Genomic DNA, 25,480 nt, shown 5'->3' with positions numbered 1-25,480 from the left:
TCATGCAGGTTTATGATACGATATACGGTAATTTTGAAATAGACGGTGTATTAGAAGAACTATTACAAACAGAAGCTATGCAAAGGCTGAAGAAAATTCATCAAGTTGGAGCGAGCTTTCTTGTAAAACCAGAGTGGAATATAACTCGTTATGAGCATTCAATTGGAGTTATGCTTCTTGTGAAATTGCTGGGCGGGGGTGAAGCGGAACAAATTGCAGCATTGCTTCACGATGTATCACATACTGCTTTTTCACACGTTGTAGATCGTGTATTACATAAAAAAGATGAAGACTATCATGAACATATTTTTGATACAGTCATTGAAAACTCGGATATCCCGCTCATTTTGAAAAAGTATGGATATGATTCTAAAATGCTTCAAAACTGGGAACAATGGATGCTGTTGGAACAACCACTACCAGCTCTATGCGCAGATCGTATAGATTATACACTTCGCGATTTATATACATATGGAATGATTTCAAAACAAGAAGTTCTTACATTTTTAAATCAATTAATTGTCCATGAAAAACAAATCTGTCTTAGTACGCTAGAGGCGGCAGAGTGGTTTACAACAGTCTATTACAAAGAAACAATTGATTTCTTTCTACATCCATTAGGCTCATATAGTTATCATGTATTAACAAAAGTTTTGCAATTAGCGTTAGAAAAGCATGTGATACATACTGAAGATTTCTTGTGCGATGATGAGGTAGTGCTTCAAAAATTGAAATGTTGTCGTGATGAAGAGATAACGAGTGTATTGGCTACTTTACATCCAAATGTAATAGTAGAAGAGAATAATCAAGAGTATGATATTTGTTACTCGGGTGGGAAGGAACGCTTAATTGATCCACATGTCTATATGAATGGTAAAATATATAAAGCGTCTCGTTTATCTGAACATGTAAGGTTATGCAATCAAAATGCGAAAGAGAACTTCAATCAAAATATATATTTAAAAATAAAGAAAGCATAAAGGAGTTATAAATATGAAATTAGAACAAGGATGGGAAACAAGCTTTTTAGAAGTTATACAAAAAAGTGAATTCAAAAAAGGTGCACTGCGTAGTCAGCTACTTTGTGCAGACGGAGAAGAAGTAGAAGAACTTGCAGACGATTATGGATATGATGAAATTGTAAATCGTGAACATGATGAAGAACTCGCAGAAATTTTAGGTGAAGAACTCTTTAGTGAAATGGAACGTTATGTATTTCTATCTTCACAACCTGAAGAAAAACTTATTTCATTTGTAAATGGGTTAGGATTTCATATTTTAGATTGGATTGTTCTACTTGAAACAGAATTCGGTATAGATAGTGCAGTATTTTCATCGGATGCAGTAAAAATGTTAGAAAAACGTTTTAGACAGTTTCCGTATATAGAAGATAAGACAATTTTTGATATGACAATTGGAGAAGCGATGGATGCATTAGAGATTGTGACGAGTTTACAATTGAAAGAGAAGATGAATATACAATAATGAAAATGAAAAAGAACGTGAGATAATCACGTTCTTTTTTTACATAATAATAATTTTGTTAGTTAATTTTTTTTGTCCTGTAAGAAGTGCATTTAAATACTCGACTTTTCGTATACAAGATTGAATGTGTTTTTCAACTTCTTGTAACTCTGCTTGATGATGGGTTTCAATCGGATGAATTTGCACGTTAAACTTTTCAAATTGGCTGCTGTATGTTATTTCTGCATAGCCACTCATAATATCGGTTTGGTTATGAAATAAGAATTGTTTTGTTTCCTCACAGTATGTTACATCTTGAAATCCATATGATTTTAATGCTTCGATTACTTTTGTAATAATTGTTATATCCATTTTTCTCCCTCTTTACGAAGTTCTGCTTTTCCATTATAACATGAAATAAATTTAAGAAAGCGTTTCCAAGTGCGGTTTTTCCTAATTTTCACGTATAATTTATAAAAATGACACAAAGAAAAAATAATTGTAATAAAGGAAGGACTCTTTTGCTGTTTCATCATATATATACAGAAATAGTGTGATGAAAGGAAACTTTCCGAGGATAAGGTAGTATGCCAAAGCTGAGCGCAGTAAAAGGGGTGAGAATTTTGAATTTTGATATTACAGGACAAAAAGCGTATGTAAAAGATGGACCGTATCGGAATCGCATTGGAATTGTAAAGCAAAAAGAAAAGCAGGAAGGATCAAGTTTTTTCCTTGTTATTGACGATCAAGTCGTTGATGTGGAACTAAAAGATATCGTTTTAGTAGGGGTAGATGTGCGACAGTTTCATGAATGGTGCGAACACAATGGCTATTTGTAAAAGGGACGGGCTGTGAAGAGGAACTTTTATTTTTATTATGGGCTTGAAAAGGTTATATCAATAGATAATGATGATGGGGATATTATGCTCAATATAGGAGCATATATCCTTTTTCTGTTTATACACTTGGTAACGAAGAAAGTTTTTATCTGTAATATTCAGAAATAAAAGAAAATTATTTGATATAGTAATAAATTTCCATTAAGCTATAAATAGAAACAGTGTAGTAACGCTGCAATAAAATGTTCAAATGGATAATCAAACGTGGGGGAAATCAAATGAACTTAATGCAAAAAGCAATAGACATGGCAAAAATATATAAACAAAACCAAAAAGTAGAAGCGATTCTTTTAGCAGGATCCGTATCAAGAAACTGGCAAGATGAAAATTCAGATATAGAGTTACACATTTTATGGTCAGCACCGCCAGAAGATGAAGATCGTGAAGGGCCTATTAAACGTATTGATGGGACAGTTTTATCGTATCATCCGTATGAAGAGGAAGAGTGGTCTGAATCTTATGTAACGAAAGATGGGATTAAATTAGAAATAAGTAACTTTTTATCCGTAACGGTTGAACGTTTTATTTCTGATGTGGTGGAAAAGTATGAAACTGATTATGAGAAACAATGTATTGTAGCCTCAATTCATGATGGTGTGAGTTTGTATGGTGAAGACAAAATTAGGGGGCTAAAAGATAGAGTCGCAGATTATCCATTGGAACTTTCTAGACAAATGATTGTAGAGAATCTTTTGCTAAGTAATCGCTGGCATAACCGTGAAGCACTTTTAAAACGAAAAGATTGGCTTATGCTATACGATGTAATTTGTGATGTACAGAAGAATGTATTTGGTGTTTTGTTCGGCCTTAATAAAATGTATGTGCATCACCCTGCATTTAAATGGATGCCTTTTAATATCAAACGAATGACAATAAAACCGGAAAACCTTTATGAGCGAATGACGAATATCTTGATGGGAAATCCGGAAAACAGTGTGAAGGATTTGGAATTATTAATCGAAGAAGTATTGATTTTGGCGGAGAAACAAATTCCAGAATTGGATCTTTGGGAGCAAAAGAAACAGATTTGTTATGTGAAGTAATGATGATAGAGTGGTGGTGTTATGGAATATATCATGGATAGAGCATATGCACGTGAGTTACTTGAACGTGCATATAAACAAAATCCTGGACCTTGGTATAAACATTCGATAAATGTTGTCCAAGCTACTGAAAACATAATCTTGGAATTTATGAAACAAGGATATGATGTGAATGATAATTTGGCTTATAATGCAGGGTTGCTTCATGACATTGGTAGGTATAAAGGTTTTACAAAATCTGTTATACATTCTTATGATGGATACATGTACTTAGAACAATTAGGATTTAGAGGGAATGCGATTAAATGTGTAACACATTCATTTCCTTGTGGAAATAAAGACATAGAAGTTGCAGATGCTTGGGAGCTTGTTCCTCTAAACATGAAAGTGAAGCTTATAGAGATATTAAATGAAAACAGCAACTATGATTTATACGATAAAGTTATTACTCTTTGTGATGCTTTAGCCGATGATAAAGGATTTACTACACTTGAAAAAAGATTGATCTCAGTTGGATTGAGACACGGCACCAATGCTCACATTTTTTCTCATTGGAAAGGATTTTATAAAATAAAAAAAGAAATAGAATCTTTGATTGGAATGAGTGTATACAGACTTCTTCCGGACGTGGAAGAATCTATTTATACGGATATCGGGTGTTAAATATTATGTTTCATAAAGGGGTGAAGGAAATTAGAAAAAATATGTATTTGTTTATTTTAGTTATAGTGTTTTTGAACTTAATTGGATGTTCCAATATTACAAGTTCTTCAAAAATTTCTTCATCAACTGAACAAAAAGAGGAAAAAGAAACATCAATAGTATTTGAGAAAAAACAAATAAAAGAAATGAATTTAGTGAGGATAGATCAAGATAATATTTCTAAAGCAGGAACGGATAATGAAGATCTAGTAAATCAAATTGTTACAGCAATCAAAGCTGGTACATCTAAAAAAATATCTTTAGATAAAAAAGCAAGGGATGCTGTACATGCTAATATGGAAGTTATTTTTAAGGATGATTCTAAGGAAAGTTTGTTAGTCTGGGTAGATGATAAAAATAACATTATAATCGCAAAAGATGTAGATAAAGGTTCTGTTCAAGGAATTCAAATAAATGGGGATGTTCCCAAAATAGTATTAAATTTTTTAAAACAGGTATAAGGAATAAAAAAAGGAATGCTATATCAATTAGCATTCCTTTTTATGAAAGTTTCTCTTTCTTATGAAGCAACTTCTTCGCTTTTCACATCATCTTGATTATACGTATCGTGATCTAATTCACCAAGCCATTTACTAGAAATAAGACCTGCTGTCATTGATCCGCTTACGTTAAGAGCTGTACGACCCATATCGATTAATGGCTCAACAGAGATAAGAAGAGCAACAATCCCGATTGGTAAGTTCATTGTTGAAAGTACGATTAATGCTGCGAATGTTGCTCCGCCGCCTACACCAGCAACACCGAATGAGCTAATAGCGACAACTGCGATTAAAGTTAAAATAAATTGTGGTTGTAATGGATCAATTCCTACAGTTGGAGCGACCATCATCGCCAGCATAGCTGGATAAATACCTGCGCAACCATTTTGACCGATAGATACCCCGAAGGAAGCAGCAAAGTTTGCAATTCCTTCTGAAACACCAAGTTTTTCTTTTTGTGCTTCAATATTTAGTGGCATTGTACCTGCACTAGAACGAGAAGTGAAGGCGAATGTTAATACTGGGAATACCTTTTTCAAATATTGAATTGGATTTAAACCAGAAAGAGCAATTAATAATAAGTGAATAACAAACATAACGATAAGTGCTACGTAAGATGCTAAAACAAAGTTACCGAGTTTTAAAATGGCACTTACATCACTACCAGCGACTGTTTTTGTCATAAGAGCTAATACGCCATATGGAGTAAGGCGTAAAATTAATGTTACCATACGCATTACAATTGCATAGACAGCATCAAGCATTTTCTTAAATAACTCTGCTTGTTCTGGATATTTTCTTTTCACACCGATAAAGGCGATTCCAATGAACGCTGCAAAGATTACAACAGAAATTGTCGAAGTTGGACGTGCTCCAGTTAAATCAAGAAATGGATTTGTAGGTAATAACTCCAATAATTTTTGTGGAATTGGTGTTTGTTCAATTGAACTGAATTTTTCTTCCACTAATTTTAAGCGAGCCGTTTCTGCATCACCTTGTTGTAAGCCAGTTGCTTGAACGTCAAACCCTGCGCTTGCTGCGATACCAACAGCTGCAGCGATTCCAGTTGTAAGAATTAAAATTCCAATAATAAGTCCGCTAATTTTACCAAGGTTACTTGTTAATTTTAATTTTGTAAATGCCGAGATAATAGAAACTAGAATAAGTGGCATAACGATCATTTGTAGTAATTTCACATACCCACTACCAATTAAGCTAAACCAGTTATTCGAATCCACGATAATTTTAGAAGTAGGTTCATAGATAAATTGTAAGATAAGGCCAAATACAATTCCGACCCCTAAAGCAGTAAATACGCGTTTATTAAATGATACATGCTTGCGCTGCATATAATACAATATGCCAACTAATACGAGCATGACCGCTATGTTAATACCGACTAGTAGTGTATTCATGATAATTCCCCCTAATTCCAATCTGTTATATAGAATATATTTCAATAAAACCTATAAGTCAACTAGGTAATTAGAGAAAATAAAAAAAGATGGCAATTTGCCATCTTTTTAATGCCCAGCGCCAGGGACAAGTAGAAATGTTGTATAGTATGTAAACCCAATGAAGAAAACAGTTAAATATGCCCCGAATACGTATATATACATACGCTCTGTTAATTTTAAATAGCTTAAAAGTACGAAGAATCCTGTTTGTCCTAAAAATAATAGTGCAGTTGCGTGCATATCCCCTAAGTAAAACATAACCGAGAAAATTCCAGTCCAAAAGCCGAGAACGCGAAACATGCGCTCCATGCAATCTCCCTCCTTTTCTAAAAAAGTAAACCTCTCTTCATTATAGTTTATTTTTCTTACTATTGTAAATATTTGCGAAAAAAGAAAAGAAGCCAAATCAAATTGACTTCTTTTTGACACAATTTCATATAAAAACAAGTTATAGCTGAACTTTGTAGTTACAAGATTTACATCCGTCTAATAAATTATCATGTCGTGTTAATTCCATGCTCGGAAATAGGGTTTCAAAAATTCCCTTCATCATATCGCTATGCATATGGCAAACTTCTTCAGGATGATGGACAGCAACTTCTTTGAATGGGCAATTGTACACGTCATAGAAAATTTGTGTACCATCTGTGCTTAATTCAAATGAAGGGGATAGGCCAGCAGTTGATAATGCTTCTTTTGCAATTTGAACTTTGTGTTCTAATGTTAATGAATCTTCATTAATGTTTAAATGCTGCATATGTTGTTCCATTAATTCTTTACCAAATTGTTTGCCTGTTTCATATAGTGCTTTTTCACCGGCTGCACCGAGGCTAAGCAATGAATTAAAAGCGATTTTTGCTAATAATTGATAATCGCGAAATGGGAATTGTAGCTGAATTAAGTCTTCAGACAATACATATAATCTGCTTGGTCTGCCGCCTTTTCCCGTTTTCTTTGTTTCAGATCGCAACATATTGACATCTTCTAATTTTGATAAATGTAGACGTGCTACGTTTGGATGGATATTAAATTCATCTGCGATTTCTTGTACAGTTACGTAACTATGTTTTTGAGAAATATATTTATAAATATAATAACGAGTTGGATCAGATAGTACACCTGTAATTTTTAAAGCTTGTTCCATGAGGATCTCCACCTTTATCACTTTATCCAAGATAATAACATTATAATACAGATAAAGTTGCTTATAGGTAATTTTAGTCAATAATTCAGAAATTGTTCATAATTTCACAAACATATTTTCCCTCTTTTCTCTGTTGAAAATACGAAAGTCGCTATTTTTCTTTTATATTTCCGCATGATATATACATAGTGAGGAGGAGATCATTATGAATGGTGTTGAACATTTTGCCAATACAATTATGAAGGAAGCATGTGCATTACAGGCATCCGATTTACATATCGTGCCGCGACAAGCAGATGCAGTCATACAATTGCGCATTGGAAAAGATTTAGTAACGAAGCATTGTATTGGAAAGGAATTTGGAGAAAGACTTGTTTCGCATTTTAAATTTTTAGCATCTATGGATATAGGGGAGAGACGTAAGCCACAAAATGGATCATTGTATTTACAAATTGAGGGGCAAGAAGTGCACTTGCGTCTTTCTACACTACCAACTGTGTATTTAGAAAGCCTCGTCATTCGTTTACACTTGCAAGCGTCGGTTCAACCACTTTCCCATCTTTCTTTATTTCCAAGCTCGGCAAAAACACTTCTCTCTTTTGTACATCATTCTCATGGATTACTCGTGTTTACTGGGCCGACAGGATCTGGGAAAACAACGACAATGTATGCTTTGTTAGAGGTAGCCAAAAAGGGACAAACACGTCGTATTGTTACACTTGAGGATCCGATCGAAAAGAGAAAGGATGGCTTGTTACAAATTCAGATTAATGAAAAAGCAGGTATCACGTACACAACTGGTTTAAAAGCGATTTTGCGCCATGATCCTGATATTATTTTAGTTGGTGAAATTCGTGATGAAGAAACAGCAAAAGTAGCTGTGCGTGCGAGTTTAACAGGCCATTTAGTAATGACAACACTGCATACAAACGATGCAAAAGGAGCTGTGTTACGTTTGATGGACTATGGGATTACGCGGCAAGAAATTGAGCAATCATTGCTTGCTGTGGCAGCACAGCGTCTTGTTGAATTGAAGTGTCCATTTTGCAAAGGGAAATGTTCGCCGTTATGTAAAGCAATGAGGCAAGTGCGGCAAGCAAGCGTTTATGAGTTGTTATATGGCCATGAATTGAAAAAAGCTATTCGTGAAGCGAATGGAGAGCGTGTAACCTATCATTATGAAACGTTGCAATCATGTATAAGAAAAGGATATGCCTTAGGCTTTTTAGAAGAGGATGTTTATGTTTGAACGAAAAGGGTGGCGATTACATGAGCAAGTCTTGTTATTAAGAAGACTTGGGGAATTGTTAGAAAAGGGCTATTCACTTTTGCAAGCATTAGAGTTTCTGCAATTTCAGTTATCTTCTCAAAAACAAATTCAATTGCAACATATTGCAGAAGAATTAAAAAATGGTCGAAGCATTCATGATGCTTTTCACCAACTTATGTTTCATCCAGACATATTAAGTTATTTATTCTATGCACAGCGGCATGGGGATATTTCTTTTGCGTTGCAACAAGGAAGTGTACTGCTGCATAGAAAAGATAAACATCAAAAAGATATGATGAAAGTGCTTCGTTACCCGATATTTTTATCTTTTTTTCTATTAGGGATACTTGCTGTATTCAATTTCGTTTTGCTTCCACAATTTGAAACATTATATAGTTCCTTGCGAGCTTCTTCTGTTTCATTTACCGATCATATTATGCTCCTTATTCGAATGCTTCCGTACATGATTGGAGGATTTTTTCTCTGCCTCGTTTTAGGAACATGTATATATGTATTTTATATACAAAAACTTCCCCCAGTTCAAAGAATGAATATTATGATTCGTATTCCTCTTATAAAAACATTTCTTATTTTAACAAATTCTCATTATTTCTCTGTTCAATTAAGCGGCTTATTACAAGGAGGACTATCGGTACTAGAGGCCTTAACGTTAATGGTTGAACAAAAACATCACCCGTTTTTTCAATGTGAAGCCACTCGAATTGAAGAATTATTAATCGCAGGAGAACAGTTGGATTCTATTATTATGAAGAGCGGTTATTACGAGAGGGAACTGTCTTACGTGATTGCGCATGGACAAGCAAACGGAAACTTAGCGACAGAATTAGGAGACTATAGCGAATTAACGATTGAAAAAATGGAAGGAAAGATTCAACGTATTTTAGTCATTATTCAACCACTTTTGTTTACATGTATTGGCATAATTGTTGTTCTTATGTATTTAGCGATGATTATGCCGATGTTTCAAATGATGAATTCTATTTAGGAGGTAGTTTAAATGAAAAATGAAAAAGGATTTACTCTTTTAGAAATGTTATTAGTGATGGTCGTTATTTCAGTATTACTTTTATTAATTATTCCAAATGTAATTAAACAGCGCTCTTCCGTACAAGGAAAAGGTTGCGATGCATACGTGAAGTCTATCGAAGCGCAAGTGCAAGCTTATCAATTAGAAAAGAATAAGATACCAACAGTAGATGAATTAGTGAAAGAAAAGTATATTACTTCTACAACGTGTCCAAAAGGGGAACCGATTAGTATTTCAAGTGAGGACGGCACAGTATCTGTTGGTAAATCGTGAAACAAAAAGGATTTACATTTTTAGAGATGCTTCTTGTCTTATTCATCATTTCTATATTAAGCGTCGTCACTTACTTTAATGTTGCTCCGTTATATGAAAAGCAAAAGGTAGAGCAGCTTTTGAAGCAATTTTCACAAGATATTTTGTATATGCAGCAGTTAGCTATAAACCGCCGGAATCTTCATATGCTGCGATGGAGTCCTGAGAAACATATGTACAGTATTTGGGAATCTGGGGATGAGCGTTCCCTTTTTATCCGGGAATATGAACGAGATATAAAAATTGATTTGAATACTTTTCCAAATCCAATGACCTATAATGCAAATGGAAATATAAACAAAGCTGGTACAATTCTACTTTCTTATCGCTCACGCACCTATGAAATTGTATTTCAACTTGGGAGAGGAAGATTTACGTATCGTGAAGTGTCAAAAAGGGTCGGTTATGCTGGAAATGCTTGTATCGTTAAGTTTATTAATGATGGCTGTGTCGCTATTACTTCCGCAAACACTCCTCATCATGCAAGAAAGAAAAAATATTCAATTTCGGTATAAAGCACATTCATTGTTGAAGAGGGAAGGAGCACTATATATGTATCAAAATCAGCTAAAGCAGCAAAAAGAGGAGGCGATAGATGGCGTTGTGTACTGGATACATTGGCGGGAAGAAGAAGTTTGTACAATTTGGAAAGATACCAAACAAAGAAGGATGGAACAATGTCGTCATGTCAAAAAGTAAAGAGGTAGAAGCAGGATTTACGTTATTAGAAATGATGTTATGTTTATTGTTTTTATCTATTTTCTTTCTTCTTGTGCCACGCCTCCATAGTTTATTTATCGAGAAACCATATTCAAAGCAAATAAACAGTTGGGAATGGAATGTGTTCCTGGAACAAGTACAATTAGAGTTTCGAGAGAGTAAAACCGGGAAAGGTGTCGAGTTAGAGAATAAAGAAGCTCTAATACTTTTTCAAATGAGTAACGGTGCGAATGTAACATATGAAATGTTAGGAAATAATATCGTGAGAAAAGTAAATACGTTAGGAATGGAAATTCTATTACAAAAGGTAAATTCGGTTTCTTATGACTTAACACCTTATATGTTAATTATACATGTGCAAGATATAAGCGGTAAAATGTATCACGGTGTAGCAACGCGCTACACACCCATTGAGTTGAAGACATGAGAAAACAAGATGGTTTTGCGATGCCGGGAACGTTAATTCTTCTCTTCTTACTATTTTCATTCTTTATATATGAAATAAATATGTTGAAATCTGATCAAAGATTTTATAAGGAGGCGCAGCAAAAATTTTTGTTAGAAGAGATTGCTGATCAAGCAGTCTCCTCTATAAAGGATGATTTGCAGGAAAAAGAACAAAATGCTGTATTTTCGTTTCGATACGAAAATGGTGAAGCGAGCGGGAATTATGTATTTGAAAATGAAATTATATTTGTCGCATTGCAGTGTATGACGAAACAAAATCGCTCTTATAAAGTGAACTTTCAGTACGATAAAATAAATAAAAGAGTTATGAATTGGGTGGAAGAGAGATGAGGAAGAAGTTACATGACCATTACGTTTTGTTCTTGATAACAAATTAAGGACAAAACATTTTTTATTAATTTGTGCAAGTATATAAAATAAACCACGTTAGCTTATCTTTCGTTATAATACAAATAATTAAACAGACAGAAAAGAGGTAACAAAATGAAATCCATTTACATAACAGGCTTTATGGGAGCCGGAAAAACAACAATTGGGAGGATGCTAAGTGAGCAACTCCATATTCCAGTTGTAGATACAGATCAAAAAATTGAAGAGAAGCAAAGGAAGGAAATTCGTGATATTTTTGCAAAAGAAGGGGAAAATGCATTTCGTCAATATGAAAGTGAAATGCTGCGTTCGTTATTAACGAGTAATGTAATTATTACAACGGGTGGTGGCATCGTGGAACGCGCAGAGAATCGTCAGTGGATGAAAGAGAATGGAACCGTCGTGTATTTATATTGTGATCCATATGTTATTGCAGAGCGCCTTCGTGAAGATACGACACGTCCATTATTTCAAAAAGAAAATATTGAGGCGTTTGTGGAGAAGTTTGAGAACCGCCGGGCATATTATGAAGAAGCGGATATATATATTGATACGACAAATAAAAGTGTGGAAGAGATTATGGGGGAGCTACTGCGTAAGATTAATGCGTAAAAAAGTGGACATACTAATCAAGTAGAGGTGATGATATGTCTACTAATGATTATGTGCGTTTTATGACGCAACAATTTGTATCGTATATGGATGCTCCAAAAGAGGATCGAAAGCAAAAGAAAGAGCAGCGCCGTGCTGAAAAAGCGCCGTTTTTAAATAGATGGTTCGGTATGATGCCGCTTAGCGCTGCTTTGTTTTATCAAAACGTTAAGAAGAAACGAAAAAAATCAAGTTAATAAAAATTGGAATGATTTACCGCTAGTAATGATGCTGGGCGGTATAGTACAATTTTTGCGATGAGTGTATACTTGTCATCGATTCGACAGATAAACCTATAAAAATCCCCCTGTACATATATTGTACAGGGGGATTTTTATTATTTCTTATGATAGTTTTTAACTTATTGTGTAGATTCTTTCTGTTCAGTTACTGAGTGTATTTTATTATTAACCCATACAAATCCTATCCCAATACATATGGAAATTCCCCAGCCAACAGCGGTCATGATTGCTCTCATTTCACCATATCCTTCTACACCAAAAACAGAAATGAAATAGATTTTTAAAAAGCTTTTTAAAATGAATTGGAGACCAAAAAATAGTGTTAAATATTGCAAGGCTGGATATATGCGTTTGTCACGGTAAAGAGTGCGGCTCTTATCTCGGTCATGTCCTTGCAAGGCTGCGATATCAGCTGCGAAATATAACATGAGTGGTTTTTTAATAAAGATTGTACAGATGACAATGCATCCGAGTACGATATGATAATATGCGTCATTCCATAGCATTCTCTCAGCAGAACCAGATAGTAAGTCTACTGTCGTGTTAGCAATAAGGGTAATAAGAATAAAGAACCCTGTAACGTTGAACTGCTTTTCTTTCTTAAAGCAGTACAGTGTATAAAGAATTCCCGGTACTGAGGAAATAAGCATTGCATAATAAGGATCAATATGCGTTTTTGCAAATTTCCAAATGAGAAAAGGGAAGACGAGATAAAATACAATATCGAATATAGCTTTCTTATTTTGATTCATTTTGTGCCTCCTTAGTTATAGATATATTTTACAATACAATTTCTGAATATTGTACAAGATTAATTGATAATTGTAATCAAATTAAAATTATTTTAATTTAGTGTTGACTTTAATTTGATAACTTGTATATAATACAAATTGTAATCATTACAAATTAGAAATTAATCTCAATTAGCTTCAGGAGGATGAATATAGATATGACAAAACGTTTAGTAGGGAAACAAGCACCACGTTTCGAAATGAGTGCAGTAATGCCAAATAAAGAATTTAAAAATGTTAGTTTAGAAGAAAACATGAAAAATGATAAATGGACAGTATTATATTTCTATCCAATGGACTTCACCTTCGTTTGTCCAACAGAAATCATTGCACTATCTGATCGCTACGATGAGTTCGAAGATTTAGATGCGGAAGTAATCGGTGTTTCTACAGATACAGTACACACACATTTAGCATGGATTAACACAGATCGTACAAAGAATGGTTTAGGCGACTTACGTTACCCATTAGCAGCTGATACAAACCATGTTGTATCAAGCGAATACGGCGTGTTATTAGAAGATGAAGGAATCGCACTACGTGGATTATTCATCATTAGTCCAGAAGGCGAATTAATGTACCAAGTTGTACACCATAACAATATTGGACGTGAAGTAGACGAAGTATTACGTGTATTACAAGCATTGCAAACAGGCGGCCTTTGCCCAGCAAATTGGAAACCAGGACAAGAAACTCTATAATTTATAAGTCGTAGGAGGAATAGATAGAATGAAATTACGTGAACAAATGCCATCATTAGAAGGTGCAACAGAAATTTTAAACGACGCAGTAACGCGTGAAGATTTAATTGGAGATAAGCCAACATTAATTCACTTTTGGTCTGTAAGCTGTTACTTATGTAAAGAAGCAATGCCAGAAGTAAATGAATTACGTGATGAGTATGATGATCGCTTAAACGTTGTAGCAGTTCATATGCCTCGCTCAGAAGAAGATTTAGACTTAGCAGTAATTGAAAAAATGGCAGAAAGCCACGATATCATTCAACCAATTTTAGTTGATAGTAAACATGCGATCACAGATGCATTTGAAAATAAATATGTTCCTGCTTACTACGTATTTGATAAAGAAGGAAAACTTCGTCATTTCCAAGCAGGCGGCAGTGGTATGCCAATGCTTCGCAAACGTCTTGAGCGTGTACTAAACGAAGCAAACGAAGCGTAAGTTATAGTTTAGTAGAAATAAAAAAGATTGCCCCTAGCGTGGTAATCTTTTTTATTATATAATAATTAAAACGCTTTCATTTTTTAAAAATTTGTTCACAAAATTGACGAAAAAATACATTATTCCTATCGTCATGTTGTTTTATAATGAAACTAATCATCTATACATGCATACAATATTGTGAAATAAATAACATAAATAATCTATATAAATGTAAACGTTATCAAAAAAGAGAGGTGGAGACAATGAGTAAATTTTTCTTCAATCATAATCCAGCAACATTAGAGGACGGAAGGCTTGTAGAATATGCTGAAATTATTTATGGAGCAGGTGGCCGTTCTGTATTAGAAAATTTAATGGTGAAAGCATCTATCAGGTTGCGTGATCGTTATCCACATAAATCTGACGAACAGATCTCTCATCTCGTAAATCAAGGCTTACACGATATGTTTCAGAAATATGTGAAGGAATAAGAGGAGCGAAAAGCTTCTCTTATTTTAATGAATAAGGAATGCTTCTATAGCTGAAAATAAGGAGGAATTTAAAAGAGCAAGGAGTGAAAAAGATGAGTAATGGTGTAGGGCGTTCGAAGAAAAATCTTCCAACAGATGCAAACCATGTGAGTGCAAAAGATAGAGAATATCAAAAGCGGATGACAGAAAAGAAACAACAAGAACATAACGATGGTCGAAAGTATAATGGAAAAATATAAGAAAAGCTCCTTCTCATATGAAGGGGCTTTTCTTATGAAAAAAAATGGTTAGCGGTTACATAAAAGAGCCCACCATTTATAATTTGCATTGTAATACGCGGTTCATATTGCTCTTGTAATGCTTGTTTTTCTATGTCGTAGCTTTCGGGAAGTTCTTCGCTTTCTTCGTAAAATCGATTTAGAAGCGCTAAATCATGATTCCAGCGTACACGTGCTTCTTCAGCCCATGTATGATCATCTGCTGCAATGAGATTTTTTAATGCATCTTCTATCCGCTGTAATCCACTTTGCGGCTTAATAATGGGAGTAAGTGTAAAACTGAAATCTGGTATTTTTGGCGTGAGCCGAATTTTCGCTAGTGTTTCATGAAAATTTGTAATCATTGTTCCAGAAATAAGATGAATCCCGATGGAATGAAGCATATCTTTCTTTCGATCACATTGATAACATACTTTTACATTGACGCCAAGCCATGGATGAAGTGGTATATGAGTTGTACCACTTGAATTTACTTCTTCGAATAAACGTATGTAGGATCCCAGTTCTTTTGTTGTTTGGAAGATTTGATGCAGACGAGGAGAGCCATAGTGAATAAGCTCACCTTCTTCTTCATCATTCTCTGGATCCGTAATGAGAGTAAGTTGCATCGGATTTGGGATGCCACCCGTTTTCTCAAGGTAGTGCCAATAAAAAGGGCGATTCATCAATAGTTTATCCATTTCAATTGTTAATTGTACATCTAGTAGATGCGGGGAACGCCCCAAAATTTCACAGTCATTTGCTTGGAAAAAATTCCATAAGTAATTATGAATTTCATGTTGCTGCATAGCCTTGCACCTCAGCTTCATTTCTCTTCGCAAAGTCGATGATAGATGTTAAATTTTCCATCTTAATTCGAATCTCTCCTTCGCTCTTTGATCCTGCGAAAATCTCTTGAATATGTGCATCGATATTTTTCATATTAATTCTTGTTAAAATCTCATCAAGTTCACCGATGACTCGCTCAAATAAATTGATTTTTTCATATAGAAGTTTCAAAATATGTTCTTCAACTGTATGTTTCGTTGCTAAGTTATAAATATGAACATCATTTTTTTGGCCAAGCCTATGGATACGTCCAATTCGCTGTTCAAGCCGCATTGGATTCCATGGTAAATCATAGTTAATCATATGGCTACAAAATTGTAAGTTAATCCCTTCACCGCCAGCTTCGGTTGCAATTAACACTTGCGCATGATTTTGGAAGAGCTCTTTCATCCAATCTTTTTTCCCTCGTTTAAACCCACCACGAAAAGGGACTGATGAAATACCGTGCTGTTTTAAAAACCATTGTAAATACATTTGCGTGGCTCTATATTCTGTAAAAATGACGACTTTATCATCAATTTCTTTTATAAGCTCCAGTGCTTGCTTTGCTTTTGTATTAAAAGGAATATGATTGATTTTATTCATTAAAACATCGATATATGGGTCTGGTATATAATTCTCATTTTCTTTTTGTCTTTTTTCTACATGCTTTTTGAGTGAATAATAAACTGCTTCACGGCTGCTACATACTTCTCGTTTCAAAGTTAATGATGAAAAGGCAGAGGTAAAAGCGTCTTGTCCTTTCCAATTTTCAATCGCATTGTATAGAGCCTGCTCTTCCTCATTAAAATCAACAAATATTGTCCGAACGTGCCTTTTCGGCCATTCGATACCTGTACCATTTCGCCGATTTCTTACCATTACTTTATTAATGAGTGCTTTTAAATCTTCATCTGACTCTGCTGAGCGATTTTTCGATGCATAATATTCTTCGAAGTTAGACTGATTGCCTAAATGTCCTGGTTTTAATAAGGAAACGAGATTAAAGATTTCATCAATTTTGTTTTGGACAGGTGTTGCAGTTAGTAATAAACAAAACTTCTTTTTAAGACGTTGTGCAAACTCATAGTTTTTTGTTTTATTATTTTTAAGTTTGTGTGCCTCATCAATAATGATGAGATCGTATTCCAAGTTTAAAACGATGTCACGATGCGGTGAACGCTTCGCTGTATCAATGGATGAAACGATAACGTCAGCTTGTTCCCACGAATAGCTTTTTCTCTGGGCAACAGCAGGAATAAAAAACTTTGTGTTCAGTTCATATGCCCACTGTGAAACGAGGGAGGCTGGAACGAGTATAAGTACTTTTTTTACAAGACCGCGCACCATGTACTCTTTTAAAATAAGACCTGCTTCAATGGTTTTTCCAAGTCCAACTTCATCTGCCAGTATCGCTTTTCCATTCATTTGTTCAATAACAGTTTGTGCTACTTCTAATTGATGAGGAAGCGGTGTGAAATGGGATAAATGTTTAGGGGCTTGCAAACCATCAAATGTAGGGACAAGCAATGATTCTTCTGTTTTATAGGCTAAATCATATAGTTCCCAATTTGTCCAAGGGCCATCTTCATCAATTCGTTTTAAGAAATTATTTTGCCATGTCCGATCTACGGAAATATCGACATTCATTGAAACTCTCCCACCTTCTGTAAACTAAAACGCTTATTGTTACATCCCTCACCAAAAATCCTAATTTCTAACATTTTAAGGTGAAGTTGTTTTTGTAAGTATAAGAATAAAAAATTCTAAATTATTTTTTATGCTAGAATATTGATGAAATAGATCGAAAAATGTTAGGATAATGGTGTGAAATGTGTGGAATCTTTCGTATTTTATCCAAGAAAGTACTTTTTTATTTACGCTTTCATAAAAAAATACATTGAGATTCCGTATATCCCATCTTTTCTGAATGAAAAATGTTTAGATACGGGAAGCCAACTTTTATTGATTTGTCATAGACAGCATAAGGGGGAAAGAACATGATTACATTACAACGTACACCGCTATTTGATGTATACGCGAAGTATGGTGGAAAAACAATCGACTTTGGTGGTTGGGAATTACCAGTTCAATTTTCAAGCATTAAAGAAGAACATGAAGCTGTTCGTACAGCTGCAGGCCTGTTTGATGTGTCTCACATGGGGGAAGTAGAAGTAACAGGTACAGATAGTTTGGCATTTTTACAACGTGTTGTTACAAATGACGTTTCTACCTTAAAGGTAGGAGGCGCACAATATACAGCAATGTGTTACGAAAATGGTGGTACAGTAGATGATTTATTAATCTACAAACGTGGTGAAGAAGACTACTTATTAGTAATCAACGCATCGAATATCGAAAAAGATTACGAGTGGTTAGCAAGTCATGTCATTGGCAATACGAAAGTAGTCAATGTTTCTAGTGAAATTGCACAACTTGCAATTCAAGGTCCAAAAGCAGAAGGCATTTTACAAAAAGTTGTGTCAGAAGATTTAAAAGAAATTAAGTTCTTTAAATTTAAAAATGATGTTCTTGTAGATGGAACTCCTGCACTTGTATCTCGTACAGGTTACACAGGTGAAGACGGATTTGAAATTTACTGCAAGAGTGAAGATGCTCCAAAACTTTGGGAGAAACTTCTTGAAGTTGGAGCAGAAGACGGCTTAAAACCATGTGGTTTGGGAGCACGTGACACACTTCGTTTTGAAGCGACACTTCCACTTTATGGTCAAGAACTATCAAAAGATATTACACCAATTGAAGCTGGAATTGGTTTTGCAGTAAAAACAAATAAAGAGGCAGATTTCTTTGGAAAAGAAACATTAAAAGAATACAAAGAAAACGGTGCACCTCGTAAATTAGTCGGCATCGAAGTAATTGAACGCGGTATTCCTCGTACGCATTATCCTGTATATGTAGGCGAAGAAAAAATCGGGGAAGTTACAAGTGGTACACAATCTCCAACGTTAAAGAAAAGCATTGGTTTAGCATTAGTTGATGTAAAATACGCAGCAGTTGATACAGAAGTAGAAATTGAGATTCGTAATAAACGCGTTAAAGCAGTAGTCGTTCCAACACCATTTTACAAACGTTCAAAGTAACGGGGAGAGGGGTAGATTTCATGTTGCATCGTTATCTTCCAATGACAGAAGAAGACAAAAAAGAAATGTTACAAACGATCGGCGTTCAAACGATCGATGAATTATTTTCTGATATTCCAGAAAGTGTTCGTTTCAAAGGGGATTTAAAGATTAAACAAGCAAAGTCAGAACCAGAGCTTTTAAAAGAACTGTCTGATATGGCTCGTAAAAATGCTAACTTAAAAGAATACGCTTCTTTCTTAGGAGCAGGTGTATACGATCATCACGCTCCAGTAATTGTTGATCATGTTATTTCTCGTTCAGAATTTTATACAGCTTATACGCCATACCAACCAGAAATTTCACAAGGGGAATTACAAGCGATTTTTGAATTCCAAACAATGATTTGTGAATTAACTGGAATGGATGTAGCAAACTCCTCTATGTATGACGGAGGTACAGCGTTAGCAGAAGCGGCAATGTTAGCAGCTGGTCATACGCGCAAAAAGAAAATTCTTGTTTCTAAAGCAGTTCATCCAGAATCAAGAGCAGTACTTGAAACATATGCAAAAGGTCAACATCTTGAAGTTGTTGAAATTGATCATAAAGATGGTGTAACAGATTTAGATGTATTACAAAGTGAAGTAGATGATACAGTCGCTTGCGTAATCGTTCAATATCCAAACTTCTTTGGACAGGTGGAAAGATTAGCTGATATTGAGAAAATTGTTCATCAGCAAAAGTCATTATTTATCGTTTCTTCAAACCCATTATCATTAGGCGCTTTAACACCACCAGGTAAATTTGGTGCTGATATTGTAATTGGTGATGCACAACCATTTGGTATCCCAACACAGTTTGGTGGACCACACTGCGGCTATTTTGCAACAACGAAAGCATTTATGCGTAAAATCCCAGGACGTCTTGTCGGACAAACTGTGGATTCAGACGGCAAACGTGGCTTCGTATTAACATTGCAAGCTCGTGAACAACATATTCGTCGTGACAAAGCGACATCTAACATTTGTTCAAACCAAGCGTTAAATGCATTAGCAGCGTCTGTTGCAATGACAGCACTTGGAAGACAAGGTGTGAAAGAAATGGCACGTCAAAACATTTCTAAAGCGCAATATGCAAAACGCCAATTTGAGGAAAAAGGATTTACAGTAACATTTGCTGGACCATTCTTCAATGAATTTGTTGTAGATTGCAAACGTCCAGTACAAGAAGTAAATGATGCATTAGTACAAAAGAATATTATCGGTGGTTACGACTTAGGCCGTGATTATAAAGAATTAACAAATCATATGCTTCTAGCGGTAACAGAACTTCGTACAAAAGAAGAAATTGACACACTTGTAAACGAAATGGGGGCTATCCAATGAAGAACCAAGATCAAGCACTTATTTTTGAAATGAGTAGAGAAGGACGCGTAGGATATAGCTTACCCCAATTAGATGTAGAAGAAGTGAAATTAGAAGATGTGTTTGAGAGCGATTATATCCGTACTGAAGATGCAGAGCTTCCAGAAGTATCTGAACTTGATATTATGCGCCATTACACAGCACTTTCAAACCGTAACCACGGCGTTGATTCTGGATTTTATCCATTAGGATCTTGTACGATGAAGTACAATCCAAAAATCAACGAAAACGTGGCTCGTTTCCCAGGCTTTGCACACATTCATCCGCTTCAAGATGAAAAAACAGTGCAAGGTGCAATGGAATTAATGTACGACTTACAAGAACATTTAATCGAAATTACAGGTATGGATACTGTAACACTTCAACCAGCAGCTGGTGCACATGGGGAATGGACAGGATTAATGTTAATCCGTGCATATCATGAAGCAAACGGTGATTATAACCGTACAAAAGTTATCGTTCCTGACTCTGCGCACGGAACAAACCCAGCATCTGCAACAGTAGCAGGTTTTGAAACAATTACAGTAAAATCAAATGAACACGGTCTTGTTGACTTAGAAGATTTAAAACGTGTTGTGAACGAAGAAACAGCAGCACTTATGTTAACAAATCCAAATACACTTGGTTTATTTGAAGAGAATATTTTAGAGATGGCAGAAATCGTTCATAATGCAGGCGGTAAATTGTATTATGATGGTGCAAACTTAAATGCGGTATTAAGTCAAGCACGTCCTGGAGATATGGGATTTGACGTTGTGCATTTAAATCTTCATAAAACATTTACAGGTCCGCATGGCGGCGGTGGCCCAGGTTCTGGTCCAGTAGGTGTAAAAGCTGATTTAATTCCATTTTTACCAAAACCAATTTTAGAGAAAACAGAAAATGGTTATCACTTTAACTACGATCGTCCACAAGCAATTGGACGCGTGAAACCATTCTATGGAAACTTTGGTATCAACGTTCGTGCTTATACGTATATTCGTTCTATGGGGCCAGATGGACTACGTGCAGTAACAGAATATGCTGTATTAAATGCAAACTATATGATGAGAAGATTAGCGCCGTTCTATGATCTTCCATTTGATAGACATTGTAAGCATGAATTTGTATTATCAGGTCGCCGTCAAAAGAAACTTGGTGTACGTACACTAGACATCGCAAAACGTCTGCTTGATTTTGGTTACCATCCACCAACAATTTACTTCCCATTAAATGTGGAAGAATGTATTATGATTGAACCAACAGAAACAGAGTCAAAAGAAACATTAGACGGTTTCATCGATAAGATGATTCAAATCGCAAAAGAAGCAGAAGAAAATCCAGAAGTTGTACAAGAAGCACCACATACGACGGTAATTAAACGTCTAGACGAAACAATGGCTGCACGTAAACCGATTTTACGTTATCAAAAGCCAGCTCCTGTACAAGTTTGAGTAAATGTAAAATGAAAAGAACTCGCTATATGCGGGTTCTTTTTTTGTGGAGAAATTGTGCAGAAATTATGAAAATAATGTAAAGAATTTTTGTATTTTATGTAACAGTGTGGAAGAAAGTTGTTTTTTAAGCTTTTTTGTTGAAAAAGTCGGTTTGATAAAATTGTGTATTTTTGTTAGAATTTTATTGAAATTAAGAAGGTGTAATGAGGAGAATAACTCATTTTTACGTATATGTGAAAAAACGAACAATTTGGGGTGAAGGAATGGGCTATAAGTGTTATAGGATGGTGTATCATTTAGAAAACGGTAAAAAAATTAAAGATATAAAGGAATTTTGTTATCGAGATTATGGAAAAATGTTAGAGCGTGTAGCACATCGTGTAATGGATAACGCAGAAGTGACAGCGATTGATAAACAAGGAACAATTATTTCAATAGCTTGTGATGACATTGTAAAGGTAGAACTTGATTACATAAAAGAAAGTTAGCCTTGAGTCATATCGAATTATTCGATAAAATATACTGTTGAATGGTGAAGTGAGAAGAGAGGAGTTTATCATGGGTAGTACAAGACACTTTTATATGTTTATTTTGGCATTTGTACTTGTTGTAGCATTAACGGTATATTTAATTGTTGATAGCAGCTGGTACAACGCAGTGCATCCAGCATTTCTTATTTTTATGTATGTAGGAATTGCGGTTGTTAGTTTTGGGATGAGAGATGAAATGTTAGATCGCTTTGAGAAGTGATACATATATGGGAGACCAACAGGAAAATGTTGGTCTTTTTTTCTTGCCAAAAATAGGGCGCTGTGTATATACACAGTGGAGGGAAACATGAATATTATTATTTCAAATTCTTCCCCAGACCCTATTTATGAACAAATTAGTAAGCAATTGAGGCAGCTTATTTTAAATGGAGATCTTAAGGGGGGAGATCAATTGCCGTCTATCCGTAGTTTAGCGAAAAAACTGCAGATTAGTGTGATTACGACGAAACGTGCGTACGAGGAGCTTGAAAAGGAAGGGTACATTGAAACGGTTGCAGGGAAAGGAACATATGTATCGGTACAAAATAATGAGCTTATAAAGGAACAACGATTGCGTTTACTAGAAAGTAAAGCAGAAGAGATTGTCCAGGAAAGTAAATTTTTGCAACTTTCACTGGAAGAGTTGCAACAGATGATTACGTTTCTATATAAGGGGGAATAAGTGACATGTTAGAGTTAAAAAACGTTTGTAAAATTATAAAGATTTTTCAGTGAAAAATATAAGTTTTACATTGCCGCGTGGATATATTATGGGATTTGTTGGGCCAAATGGTGCAGGAAAAAGTACGACCATTAAAATGATTATGAATTTAGTAAAGAAAAATAGTGGGGATATTACGATCTTCGGTAAGGATAATGCAAAAGCAGAAAAAGACATTAAGCAATATATTGGATTTGTGTATGATGAAAATCATTACTACGAAGAGTTAACATGTGAACAAATGAAGAAGATTATTGCACCTTTATATAAAAACTGGGATGAAGCGCAATATCAATCGTATATGGAGAGATTACAAGTTCCGAAAAACAAAAAGATTAAGCAGTTATCAAAAGGGATGAAAATGAAATTTGCGATTACGATGGCGTTATCGCATCATGCAGAACGCATCATTATGGATGAACCAACATCAGGTTTAGATCCGGTTGTCCGTAGTGAACTACTTGATATCTTGCAAGAAATTGTGATGGAAGAAGAAGTATCGGTATTATTCTCGACACATATTACAACAGACTTAGAGCGCATTGTTGATTATATTACATTTATTCACGAAGGCGAAATTGTCTTTACGGGAGAAAAAGACGAAATATTAGAAAATCATGTGATTGTAAAAGGAAGTAATGACTTATTAGATCTTGAAGGAAAAGAACTCTTTATCGGATTACGTAAAAATAAATTTGGTTTTGAAGGGCTAGCGAAAGATAAGCAAGCAATTGAAGATTGGTTTGAGAACGAAGTTGTACTAGAAAAACCAACTTTAGATGATATTGTTGTGTATACAGCGAAGGGGAGAGGTGCCTATGCGTCAGCTCGTATATAAGGATTTGCTCTTTTTTTATAAAATATGTATAGGCTATTATGAGGTTTGGGGTGGGGGATATGGGTGCAAGGTATATCGCTCCTTTTGTAGGGACGATATTTGCCTTTTTAAGTAGCATGATAGTGAAGAATGTATGGGGAAATGTAGATAATCAATGGGCTTCTAGTTTATTCGTAAATGTATCCTTTTTAATTGGAATGCTTCTTATTTAGGCTGCCTCTATGTTTTTAGCTATTGGCTTATACAAAGAGCGTGACTTATAAAAAAACAGGAAGAGGGATACATATGAAGCAACTCATTATGAAAGATTTTATTGTGCAAAGGAAAATGCTTATTTGGTATATAATCTATCCTTTTTTATTCTATATGGCGACGCGAGATAACCATAGTACATTCACACTTACGACAGTTATTATTCCTGTTATATTGATGATGAGAACTTTTTATAGTGATGAAAAAAATCAAAGCGAAAAGATGTTTAATAGTTTACCGATATCTAGAAAATAAATGATATTGGCAAAGTATATGTTTGCGCTGATTATTTTAATGACCAGTGTTATCATTGCTTACTTTACAGTAGGTATTCAGTTAAGAAATGAGACAGTGGATTTTGTAGAAACAACGGTTGTAACTAGTATGAGCCTCGGTTTTATTGTTTTTAGTTTAATTTTACCAATTTACTTTCTGCTAGGTTATCAGAAAACGTTTATGATAGCTTGTTTTCTATTAATCGCACCTATATTTATTTTAGAAGTTTTCTTTAAAGTAAATATAGAGCAATTGAATTTACATAGTGGGTTCTTATGCATGGGGGCAACTTGCATGTTGGTTTTCTCAATGTTGGCTTGTGTGAAATTATATGAGCGAATGGACATATAGCAGGGAAAAAGGTGCCTCATCACAAGACACCTTTTTCAATAGGGAAAATAACACAGGAGTAACTTATAAACAGAAACGGTGCTCGGCATCTCTTTTGGTGCATGTAATATAAGGCTGAAACATATAACAAAGAAAAGAAATAAGAAAAATAACAATAGGATATGTTTATGTATGGAATTTTGCATATAATCAGCTCCTTGTTGATATTATGTCCGGTTGGATTGGAAATATTATTAGATTTTAAAGAAATTAGGGGGAGATGTAATGATGAGAAAACGGACGCCAATAGGAAGAATATTAATTGGAATTGGATTGATTTTGTTCTCTTTAGGTCTTATGATGCTTAATTTTTACTCGGATATTAACTTATTTAAAAACTCGAATAAGGGTATTGGGACTGGCGTTTTTATTCTTGGAATACTATGTCTTATTGCATCCAATTTCTTTAGGTTGCCAAGCAACGCGAATCATTAAGTATAAAAAAGACAGTTACTTCTGGTCTTACCCCCGTCAAGTGGACAGCTGTAAAAAAAGACTATGCAGCCATCGAGATTCGATATTCAATCGGAGCTCGATGGTTAAGCCTTTTTTGGAATCGTTTGTAGTTGTAATGATAGATGTATGTTTCAATAGCTTGAATTAGTTCTTCCTTTGTTTGATAATAATTAAGATAAAACATTTCAGATTTAAAATGAGAGAAGAATGATTCAATGCAAGCATTGTCATGGCAGTTTCCTTTGCGGGAGTGGCTG

Annotated in this window: 34 protein-coding genes and 3 pseudogenes; 29 read left to right on the top strand and 8 right to left on the bottom strand. The window is 34.9% G+C overall.

Annotated features, from left to right (window positions below; genetic code table 11):
• The first annotated feature begins 2 nt into the window (after window positions 1-2).
• Window positions 3-980 carry an HD domain-containing protein gene (locus tag C564_RS0114525; protein WP_018765824.1) on the top strand — a complete coding sequence of 326 codons (978 nt, stop codon included), beginning with the start codon at window positions 3-5 and terminating at the stop codon, window positions 978-980.
• A 13-nt stretch (window positions 981-993) separates the two neighbouring features.
• Window positions 994-1,485: a hypothetical protein gene (locus C564_RS0114520; protein WP_018765823.1), complete on the top strand. Its 492-nt coding sequence runs from the start codon at window positions 994-996 to the stop codon at window positions 1,483-1,485.
• Between the two features lie 39 nt (window positions 1,486-1,524).
• Here C564_RS0114520 and C564_RS0114515 read toward each other — a convergent pair whose 3' ends face one another.
• A complete protein-coding gene (locus C564_RS0114515) occupies window positions 1,525-1,836 on the bottom strand; it encodes a hypothetical protein (protein ID WP_018765822.1) in 312 nt (103 codons plus the stop codon).
• A 251-nt stretch (window positions 1,837-2,087) separates the two neighbouring features.
• On the opposite strand from C564_RS0114515, the gene C564_RS0114510 reads away from it, so the two are divergent.
• The 4 genes from C564_RS0114510 (at window position 2,088) to C564_RS0114495 (ending at window position 4,569) form a co-directional block, all read left to right on the top strand.
• On the top strand, window positions 2,088-2,303 hold the full coding sequence (locus C564_RS0114510; protein WP_026008571.1) for a DUF3912 family protein: 216 nt from the start codon (window positions 2,088-2,090) through the stop codon (window positions 2,301-2,303).
• Window positions 2,304-2,581: 278 nt separating this feature from the next.
• On the top strand, window positions 2,582-3,406 hold the full coding sequence (locus C564_RS0114505; protein WP_018765821.1) for a DUF4037 domain-containing protein: 825 nt from the start codon (window positions 2,582-2,584) through the stop codon (window positions 3,404-3,406).
• A gap of 21 nt (window positions 3,407-3,427) precedes the next feature.
• A complete protein-coding gene (locus C564_RS0114500; RefSeq protein WP_018765820.1) occupies window positions 3,428-4,069 on the top strand; it encodes an HD domain-containing protein in 642 nt (213 codons plus the stop codon).
• A gap of 5 nt (window positions 4,070-4,074) precedes the next feature.
• Window positions 4,075-4,569 carry a hypothetical protein gene (locus C564_RS0114495; protein ID WP_018765819.1) on the top strand — a complete coding sequence of 165 codons (495 nt, stop codon included), beginning with the start codon at window positions 4,075-4,077 and terminating at the stop codon, window positions 4,567-4,569.
• Window positions 4,570-4,628: 59 nt separating this feature from the next.
• Here the strand turns inward: C564_RS0114495 and C564_RS0114490 are convergent, their stop codons facing one another.
• The 3 genes from C564_RS0114490 to C564_RS0114480 form a co-directional block, all read right to left on the bottom strand.
• Entirely contained in the window at window positions 4,629-6,044 is a 1,416-nt protein-coding gene (locus tag C564_RS0114490; RefSeq protein ID WP_003200409.1) for an L-cystine transporter, read from the bottom strand.
• Between the two features lie 87 nt (window positions 6,045-6,131).
• The gene (locus tag C564_RS0114485) at window positions 6,132-6,374 is read right to left on the bottom strand and encodes a DUF2626 domain-containing protein (protein ID WP_006096019.1); all 243 of its coding nucleotides are present in this window, start codon (window positions 6,372-6,374) and stop codon (window positions 6,132-6,134) included.
• A gap of 139 nt (window positions 6,375-6,513) precedes the next feature.
• Window positions 6,514-7,209, bottom strand: coding sequence for a helix-turn-helix transcriptional regulator (locus C564_RS0114480; RefSeq protein WP_018765817.1), 696 nt, complete (start codon window positions 7,207-7,209; stop codon window positions 6,514-6,516).
• Window positions 7,210-7,414: 205 nt separating this feature from the next.
• Here C564_RS0114480 and comGA point away from each other — a divergent pair, with 205 nt between their 5' ends.
• The 9 genes and pseudogenes from comGA to C564_RS0114440 all read left to right on the top strand — a co-directional run bounded on the left by comGA (window position 7,415) and on the right by C564_RS0114440 (window position 12,244).
• Window positions 7,415-8,458, top strand: a complete 1,044-nt coding sequence (gene comGA, locus C564_RS0114475) for a competence type IV pilus ATPase ComGA (RefSeq protein WP_003208497.1) — start codon at window positions 7,415-7,417, stop codon at window positions 8,456-8,458.
• Window positions 8,445-9,485, top strand: coding sequence for a competence type IV pilus assembly protein ComGB (gene comGB, locus C564_RS0114470; RefSeq protein WP_026008570.1), 1,041 nt, complete (start codon window positions 8,445-8,447; stop codon window positions 9,483-9,485). The genes comGA and comGB overlap by 14 nt, the downstream gene beginning before the upstream one ends.
• Window positions 9,486-9,497: 12 nt before the next feature.
• Window positions 9,498-9,800, top strand: coding sequence for a competence type IV pilus major pilin ComGC (gene comGC, locus C564_RS0114465; protein ID WP_018765815.1), 303 nt, complete (start codon window positions 9,498-9,500; stop codon window positions 9,798-9,800).
• A pseudogene (gene comGD, locus C564_RS0114460) lies at window positions 9,797-10,240 on the top strand (competence type IV pilus minor pilin ComGD); the annotation flags it as partial. The gene comGC and the pseudogene comGD, both read left to right, overlap by 4 nt.
• Window positions 10,221-10,538, top strand: coding sequence for a type II secretion system protein (locus C564_RS37450; protein ID WP_231382322.1), 318 nt, complete (start codon window positions 10,221-10,223; stop codon window positions 10,536-10,538). The pseudogene comGD and the gene C564_RS37450, both read left to right, overlap by 20 nt.
• Window positions 10,435-10,986, top strand: coding sequence for a competence type IV pilus minor pilin ComGF (gene comGF, locus C564_RS0114455; RefSeq protein WP_018765813.1), 552 nt, complete (start codon window positions 10,435-10,437; stop codon window positions 10,984-10,986). The genes C564_RS37450 and comGF overlap by 104 nt, the downstream gene beginning before the upstream one ends.
• The gene (comGG, locus tag C564_RS0114450) at window positions 10,983-11,357 is read left to right on the top strand and encodes a competence type IV pilus minor pilin ComGG (protein WP_018765812.1); all 375 of its coding nucleotides are present in this window, start codon (window positions 10,983-10,985) and stop codon (window positions 11,355-11,357) included. Before comGF ends, comGG begins: the two co-directional genes overlap by 4 nt.
• Before the next feature lie 153 nt (window positions 11,358-11,510).
• Window positions 11,511-12,008, top strand: coding sequence for a shikimate kinase (locus C564_RS0114445; protein ID WP_018765811.1), 498 nt, complete (start codon window positions 11,511-11,513; stop codon window positions 12,006-12,008).
• A 35-nt stretch (window positions 12,009-12,043) separates the two neighbouring features.
• Window positions 12,044-12,244, top strand: a complete 201-nt coding sequence (locus tag C564_RS0114440; RefSeq protein ID WP_016116311.1) for a YqzE family protein — start codon at window positions 12,044-12,046, stop codon at window positions 12,242-12,244.
• A gap of 164 nt (window positions 12,245-12,408) precedes the next feature.
• Here the strand turns inward: C564_RS0114440 and C564_RS0114435 are convergent, their stop codons facing one another.
• A complete protein-coding gene (locus C564_RS0114435; protein WP_003200259.1) occupies window positions 12,409-13,041 on the bottom strand; it encodes a VC0807 family protein in 633 nt (210 codons plus the stop codon).
• Between the two features lie 197 nt (window positions 13,042-13,238).
• Between C564_RS0114435 and C564_RS0114430 the strand changes: the two genes are divergently transcribed.
• From C564_RS0114430 to C564_RS36775, 4 genes are all read left to right on the top strand, one after another.
• On the top strand, window positions 13,239-13,781 hold the full coding sequence (locus tag C564_RS0114430; protein WP_016116309.1) for a peroxiredoxin: 543 nt from the start codon (window positions 13,239-13,241) through the stop codon (window positions 13,779-13,781).
• 28 nt (window positions 13,782-13,809) lie between these two features.
• Window positions 13,810-14,262 carry a TlpA disulfide reductase family protein gene (locus C564_RS0114425; protein WP_003200263.1) on the top strand — a complete coding sequence of 151 codons (453 nt, stop codon included), beginning with the start codon at window positions 13,810-13,812 and terminating at the stop codon, window positions 14,260-14,262.
• Window positions 14,263-14,507: 245 nt separating this feature from the next.
• A complete protein-coding gene (locus C564_RS0114420) occupies window positions 14,508-14,735 on the top strand; it encodes a hypothetical protein (protein WP_003200265.1) in 228 nt (75 codons plus the stop codon).
• A gap of 92 nt (window positions 14,736-14,827) precedes the next feature.
• Window positions 14,828-14,974, top strand: coding sequence for a hypothetical protein (locus tag C564_RS36775; RefSeq protein ID WP_016116306.1), 147 nt, complete (start codon window positions 14,828-14,830; stop codon window positions 14,972-14,974).
• 32 nt (window positions 14,975-15,006) lie between these two features.
• Here C564_RS36775 and C564_RS0114410 read toward each other — a convergent pair whose 3' ends face one another.
• Together C564_RS0114410 and C564_RS0114405 are read right to left on the bottom strand one after the other, a co-directional pair.
• A complete protein-coding gene (locus tag C564_RS0114410; protein WP_018765810.1) occupies window positions 15,007-15,801 on the bottom strand; it encodes a YqhG family protein in 795 nt (264 codons plus the stop codon).
• On the bottom strand, window positions 15,788-17,470 hold the full coding sequence (locus tag C564_RS0114405) for a DEAD/DEAH box helicase (protein ID WP_018765809.1): 1,683 nt from the start codon (window positions 17,468-17,470) through the stop codon (window positions 15,788-15,790). Before C564_RS0114405 ends, C564_RS0114410 begins: the two co-directional genes overlap by 14 nt.
• 350 nt (window positions 17,471-17,820) lie before the next feature.
• Between C564_RS0114405 and gcvT the strand changes: the two genes are divergently transcribed.
• The 10 genes and pseudogenes from gcvT to C564_RS0114355 all read left to right on the top strand — a co-directional run bounded on the left by gcvT (window position 17,821) and on the right by C564_RS0114355 (window position 25,202).
• Window positions 17,821-18,921, top strand: coding sequence for a glycine cleavage system aminomethyltransferase GcvT (gcvT, locus tag C564_RS0114400; RefSeq protein ID WP_016132013.1), 1,101 nt, complete (start codon window positions 17,821-17,823; stop codon window positions 18,919-18,921).
• 20 nt (window positions 18,922-18,941) lie between these two features.
• A complete protein-coding gene (gene gcvPA / locus C564_RS0114395) occupies window positions 18,942-20,285 on the top strand; it encodes an aminomethyl-transferring glycine dehydrogenase subunit 1 (protein WP_003200275.1) in 1,344 nt (447 codons plus the stop codon).
• A complete protein-coding gene (gene gcvPB / locus C564_RS0114390; RefSeq protein WP_018765808.1) occupies window positions 20,282-21,757 on the top strand; it encodes an aminomethyl-transferring glycine dehydrogenase subunit 2 in 1,476 nt (491 codons plus the stop codon). Before gcvPA ends, gcvPB begins: the two co-directional genes overlap by 4 nt.
• A gap of 266 nt (window positions 21,758-22,023) precedes the next feature.
• A complete protein-coding gene (locus C564_RS0114385) occupies window positions 22,024-22,248 on the top strand; it encodes a DUF3929 family protein (protein WP_026008568.1) in 225 nt (74 codons plus the stop codon).
• A 70-nt stretch (window positions 22,249-22,318) separates the two neighbouring features.
• Window positions 22,319-22,510 carry a hypothetical protein gene (locus C564_RS0114380; protein ID WP_016116299.1) on the top strand — a complete coding sequence of 64 codons (192 nt, stop codon included), beginning with the start codon at window positions 22,319-22,321 and terminating at the stop codon, window positions 22,508-22,510.
• A gap of 87 nt (window positions 22,511-22,597) precedes the next feature.
• Window positions 22,598-22,972, top strand: a complete 375-nt coding sequence (locus C564_RS0114375) for a GntR family transcriptional regulator (protein WP_018765807.1) — start codon at window positions 22,598-22,600, stop codon at window positions 22,970-22,972.
• 5 nt (window positions 22,973-22,977) lie between these two features.
• Window positions 22,978-23,849, top strand: a pseudogene (locus C564_RS0114370) (ABC transporter ATP-binding protein).
• A gap of 59 nt (window positions 23,850-23,908) precedes the next feature.
• On the top strand, window positions 23,909-24,061 hold the full coding sequence (locus C564_RS33515; protein WP_018765805.1) for a hypothetical protein: 153 nt from the start codon (window positions 23,909-23,911) through the stop codon (window positions 24,059-24,061).
• A gap of 73 nt (window positions 24,062-24,134) precedes the next feature.
• A pseudogene (locus C564_RS33510) lies at window positions 24,135-24,728 on the top strand (ABC-2 transporter permease).
• Between the two features lie 264 nt (window positions 24,729-24,992).
• Window positions 24,993-25,202: a hypothetical protein gene (locus tag C564_RS0114355; protein WP_016132008.1), complete on the top strand. Its 210-nt coding sequence runs from the start codon at window positions 24,993-24,995 to the stop codon at window positions 25,200-25,202.
• Between the two features lie 61 nt (window positions 25,203-25,263).
• Here C564_RS0114355 and C564_RS34765 read toward each other — a convergent pair.
• On the bottom strand, window positions 25,264-25,480 hold a 217-nt coding region (locus tag C564_RS34765), incomplete at its 5' end, for an IS3 family transposase (RefSeq protein ID WP_155896283.1).

Origin of the sequence: Bacillus sp. 105MF, from assembly GCF_000374885.1 — a bacterium.
Lineage (GTDB): Bacteria > Bacillota > Bacilli > Bacillales > Bacillaceae_G > Bacillus_A > Bacillus_A pseudomycoides.
The sequence above is the reverse complement of the archived record's forward strand: the minus strand, read 5'-3'. Positions and strand labels throughout refer to the sequence as shown.